7 protein-coding genes are annotated in these 4,579 nt (G+C 71.2%); 4 read left to right on the forward strand and 3 right to left on the reverse strand.

Annotated features, from left to right (window positions below; all coding sequences use genetic code 11):
* A partial coding sequence (locus DW309_RS00210; protein WP_168387114.1) for a DUF7134 domain-containing protein occupies window positions 1–709 on the reverse strand: 709 nt, incomplete at its 3' end.
* 103 nt (window positions 710–812) lie between these two features.
* Between DW309_RS00210 and DW309_RS00215 the strand changes: the two genes are divergently transcribed.
* The 3 genes from DW309_RS00215 to DW309_RS00225 are packed head-to-tail and all read left to right on the forward strand — an operon-like array spanning window position 813 to window position 2,165.
* Complete coding sequence (locus DW309_RS00215) at window positions 813–1,217, forward strand: VOC family protein (protein WP_136028513.1); 405 nt, start codon at window positions 813–815, stop codon at window positions 1,215–1,217.
* Complete coding sequence (locus DW309_RS00220) at window positions 1,214–1,525, forward strand: winged helix-turn-helix transcriptional regulator (RefSeq protein ID WP_136044179.1); 312 nt, start codon at window positions 1,214–1,216, stop codon at window positions 1,523–1,525. The genes DW309_RS00215 and DW309_RS00220 overlap by 4 nt, the downstream gene beginning before the upstream one ends.
* Window position 1,526: 1 nt before the next feature.
* Window positions 1,527–2,165, forward strand: coding sequence for a dihydrofolate reductase family protein (locus DW309_RS00225; protein WP_136036464.1), 639 nt, complete (start codon window positions 1,527–1,529; stop codon window positions 2,163–2,165).
* A 6-nt stretch (window positions 2,166–2,171) separates the two neighbouring features.
* On the opposite strand, the gene DW309_RS00230 is transcribed toward DW309_RS00225, so the two are convergent.
* A complete protein-coding gene (locus tag DW309_RS00230; RefSeq protein ID WP_136044180.1) occupies window positions 2,172–2,975 on the reverse strand; it encodes an HAD family hydrolase in 804 nt (267 codons plus the stop codon).
* Window positions 2,976–2,989: 14 nt separating this feature from the next.
* On the reverse strand, window positions 2,990–3,835 hold the full coding sequence (locus tag DW309_RS00235; RefSeq protein WP_136044181.1) for an exodeoxyribonuclease III: 846 nt from the start codon (window positions 3,833–3,835) through the stop codon (window positions 2,990–2,992).
* 37 nt (window positions 3,836–3,872) lie between these two features.
* Between DW309_RS00235 and pyrE the strand changes: the two genes are divergently transcribed.
* Window positions 3,873–4,433 (forward strand): orotate phosphoribosyltransferase, encoded by a 561-nt coding sequence (pyrE, locus tag DW309_RS00240; protein ID WP_136044182.1) that lies wholly within the window; start codon window positions 3,873–3,875, stop codon window positions 4,431–4,433.
* Window positions 4,434–4,579 lie beyond the last annotated feature (146 nt).

A 4,579-nucleotide genomic window follows, 5' to 3' on the forward strand; every position in this document is an offset into this window, starting at 1 on the left:
GCGCCGCGCCGGCCTGCACGCCCATGACCGAGACGTGGTGGGCGACCACGTCGTGCAGCTCGCGGGCGATGCGCACCCGGTCGAGGGCGACGGCCTGCGCCGCCGTCACCTCGCGCTCGCGCTCCAGCTCGGTCGTGCGCTGCTCCAGCACCGACCGCTGCTCGGCGGCGGCCCAGGACCGTTCGCCGAAGTAGTACGCCCCGCCGAAGTAGAGCCCGTTGAGCAGGATCTGGATCAGCATGAAGGCGACGTAGGGCGACATCGCCCCGGCGACCACCTCGGCCTTGTCCGCCTCGCTGATCGCGTCGCGGTACATCGTGAGGAGCAGCCACACGAACATGCCGACGATGATCGCCACGCGCACGATGAGGGCGCGGCGCCGGTCGTTCATCCACGCGCCGACGGTGTAGAGGCCGATGAACATCGCGATGTTGCCGACGTAGATCTCCGGTACCCGGATCGTGACGGCCGCGAAGTAGGCGACGGACACGACCACGGCCACGGTGCCGGGCCAGCGTCGACGGAACGCGAGCGGACCGGACACCACGACGGCGTAGAGGAGGGCGGTCCACAGCGGGGCCTGCTCGTCGCCGTACACCTGGGCGATGGAGGAGAGCGCGGCGCTCAGGATCGCGCCGACGAACAGCACCCCGGCGAGCAGCAGGTCGCCGCGGCGGTCGCGCTCGGTCGGCGTGCGGGTGAAGGGCATCCCTCCACCGTAGGGCGGCGTTCGGCGGGGCCGCATCCCCCGGACGGCGGAGGCGGCGCGGAGGGGTCTTGACCACGCACTTGTTTTTTGCAAGTATCACCGCATGAGCCTCTTCCTCACCTGCCCGGTCGAGAGCGTCGAACGCGCGACCGCCTTCTACACGGCCATCGGCTGGACCCTCAACGAGGAGATGTCCGACCACAACGTGTCGTGCTTCGCCATCGCGCCCGGGCAGTACGTCATGCTTGGCAGCCGCGAGATGTACGCCAGCGTCGGCGGCGTCGACGAGCTCGTCGGCGGCCCCGACACCCCGTCCAAGGTCACCGTCTCGTTCGACCTCGGCAGCCGCGAGGCGGTCGACGAGCTGGTCGAGCGCGCGAGAGCGGCGGGCGGGCGCATCGGCGACACCGACGACTACCCCTTCATGTACCAGCGCCAGTTCGACGACCCCGACGGCTACCACTACTCGCCGTTCTGGATGAAGCCGGACGCCGACGCCGACGCGTGAGCGACCTCGGTGCCGCGCTCGGCGTGGTCGGGGCGCGCTGGGCGCTGCTGATCGTGGAGCGGCTGCTCGACGGACCCCAGCGCTACGGCGATCTGCAGCGCGACCTCGGAGTCCCCACGAACATCCTCGCCACGCGCCTGCGCGAGCTGGAGGCCGCCGGGGTGCTCGCGCGACTGCCGCTCCGGCACAACACCCGGGCGTACGCGCTCACCGACCGCGGGCTCGCACTGCGGGAGGCGATCGAGGCGCTGCGGGCGTGGGGTGCCGCGGAGGAGGATGAAGTTCCCTCGACGAGAACGGAGAAGTGACATGAGCGAAGACGCACCCGGTCGCATCCTGATCGACCTGTTCAGCACCCTCGACGGCGTGGCCCAGGGCCCCGGCGGCGTGGGGGAGGACACCTCGGGCGGATTCCGGTTCAGCGGATGGCAGGCCGGTTACCCCTCACCCGGCATGGGCGCCGAGGTCGACGCGGGCATGCGGGGCCTCGACGCGCTGCTGCTCGGCCGCCGCACCTACGACATCTTCGCCTCGTACTGGCCGCAGCACACCGACGGCGAGGAGGGCCACATCGGCCGGCTCTTCGACGCGGTGCCGAAGTACGTCGCGTCGCGGAACCCCGACCTCGCGCTCGACTGGCAGGGCAGCTCGCGCGTGGGCGACGACCTGGCCGCCGAGATCGCCCGCCTGCGCGCGACCCACCGGGAGGTGCATGTGATCGGCAGCATCGACTTCGTGCACACCCTGCTCGCCGAGGGGCTGTTCGATCAGCTCAACCTGTGGGTGTACCCGCTGCTGCTCGGCACGGGGAAGAAGGTGTTCGACGACGCAGCGCTCCCGTCGGTGCTGCGACTGCTCGAACCGCCGGTCGTCGATGACGCGGGCGTGATGCTCCTCCGCTACGGCCGCACCGATCGCACCCCGGAGGTCGGCACGTTCGGCGCCTGAGGCGGGTCAGCTCAGCAGTCGCTCGATCACGCGCGCGACGCCGTCCTCGTCGTTGGTCGCGGTGACCTCGTCGGCGGCGTCCCGCACCACGGGCTCCGCGTGCGCCATCGCCACCCCGAGCCCCGCCCAGCGGAGCATCTCGACGTCGTTCAGCGCGTCGCCGAACGCGACGACCTCGGCGCGGTCGATGTCCAGGTGCGCACACAGCCGCGCGAGCCCGGTCGCCTTCGTCACGCCCTCGGCCATCACCTCCACGAACGGCGCACCGGACAGGGTGGCTTCGAAGCCGGTGAGCCCGAGCGAGCGCAGCGTGTCGAACAGTGCGGCGGGTGCGAGCTCCGGGTGGCGGATCACGAGCTTCAGGCTCGGCGCCGCGAGCACCTGCTCCAGCGGCACGCCGCCCATCGTCGCCGGATCGCGCTTGTGGTCGGACAGGCTCGCTATCGCCGCGTAGCCGTCCTGCGCGACGAAGGTCTCGCCGCCCTCGCGCACGCTCGCGAACAGCAGCCCGGGGATGCTCGCGCGGAGGGCATCGGCGAGCGTGCGGATCGTGTCGGACGGCAGCTCCTCGGCGAACAGCATCCGTCCGTCGCCGAGGTGCACCGCGTAGGCGCCGTTGCTGCACAGCGCCCACCCGTCGAATCCGGCGTCGGCGGCGATCGCGCGCAGTCCGATCGGCTGGCGCGCGGTGACGGGCACCACGGGGATGCCCCGTTCCCGCGCCGCGTCGAGCGCCGCGCGGGTGCGCGGTGTCACGGAGGATGAGGGGTCGAGCAGCGTGCCGTCGAGATCGGTCGCGATCAGTCGCACGTCGTCGCGCTCCGTCAGGAGAAGATCATCGGCAGGTCGTCGTCGGCGTCTGCTCCGCCGAAGTCGAGGTCCACCACCACGGGCACGTGGTCGCTGGGCTGCTCGCCCTTGCGCTCGTTGCGATGGATCGAGGCGCCGGTGACCGCGTCGGCCAGCGTCTTCGAACCGAGGATGAAGTCGATGCGGATGCCCTCGTTGCGCGGGAACTTGAGCCGCTGGTAGTCCCAGTAGGTGTAGCCCTCGGGCAGCAGCGGGCGCACCACATCGGTGACACCGGCATCGGCCAGGGCGAAGAACGCCTCACGCTCGGCGGGCGAGACGTGCGTCGAGCGGCCCACCACGATGTCGGGGTCGCCGTTGTCGTGGTCGAACGGGATGATGTTGAAGTCGCCGACGAGGGCGAGCGGCAGGTCGGGGTTCGCCGACAGCTCGGCCGCGGTGGACTGCCTCAGCTGCTCGAGCCAGTGCAGCTTGTACACGTAGTGCGGGTCGTCGAGGGAGCGCCCGTTCGGCACGTACAGGCTCCATACGCGCACGCCGTCGACCATCACCCCGAGCGCGCGCGCCTCCTGCGGAGCGTCGGGGCCCTCGTGACCCTTGGCGAAACCGGGCATCCCGTCGAACGCGGTGCGCACGTCGGTGACGGGCAGGCGGCTGGCGATCGCGACGCCGTTCCACTGGTTCAGGCCGTGCACCTCGACGTGGTAGCCGGCCTCCTCGAAGGGGGCGAAGGGGAACTGCTCCGGCTTGCACTTCACCTCCTGCATCGCGAGCACGTCGATGTCTTCACGGACGGCGAACTCGACGGTGCGGGCGACACGGGTGCGGATGGAGTTGACGTTCCAGGTGGCCAAGCGCATGCGTCCAGCCTAGTTGCGGCCTCCTACACTGGATGCCGTGACCGCACTCGACGCAGACCGCCAGACCCTCCTCGACCTCATCACCGACGAGGCGGTGTTCCACGGCGACTTCACCCTCTCCAGCGGCAAGAAGGCCACCTACTACGTCGACATGCGCAAGCTCACGCTCGACCACCGCGCCGCTCCCGCCATCGGCCGGATCATGCTCGACCTGATCGCCGACCTCGACGTCGTCGCGGTCGGCGGTCTCACGCTCGGCGCCGACCCCATCGCGAACTCCGTGCTGCACGCCTCGGTCGGCACCGACCGTCCGCTCGACGCGTTCGTCGTGCGCAAGGAGCCCAAGGACCACGGCCGCGGCCGTCAGATCGAGGGCGCCGACGTGAAGGGCAAGCGCGTGGTCGTGCTGGAGGACACGTCGACCACCGGGCAGTCCGCGCTCAAGGCCGTCGATGCGCTGCGCACGGAGGGCGCCGAGGTCGTGGCCGTCGCCGTGATCGTCGACCGCAAGACCGGAGCGCAGGCGGCCATCGAAGCCGAGGGGCTGGAGTGGCGCGCCGCGTTCGACCTCGACGACCTCGGGCTCGACCCGCAGTGACCCGCTACGCCCTGGCCGTCGACGTCGGCGGCACCAAGATGGAGGCCGCCCTCGTCTCGGCGGACGGCGTGCTCGTCGAAGGCAGCCGCAGCCGCCAACCCACCGGGCGCGAGCCCACGCCCCCGGCCCTCGCCGCCGCGGTCGAC

Source organism: Microbacterium sp. K41 (assembly GCF_004794395.1).
Classification (GTDB): domain Bacteria; phylum Actinomycetota; class Actinomycetes; order Actinomycetales; family Microbacteriaceae; genus Microbacterium; species Microbacterium sufflavum.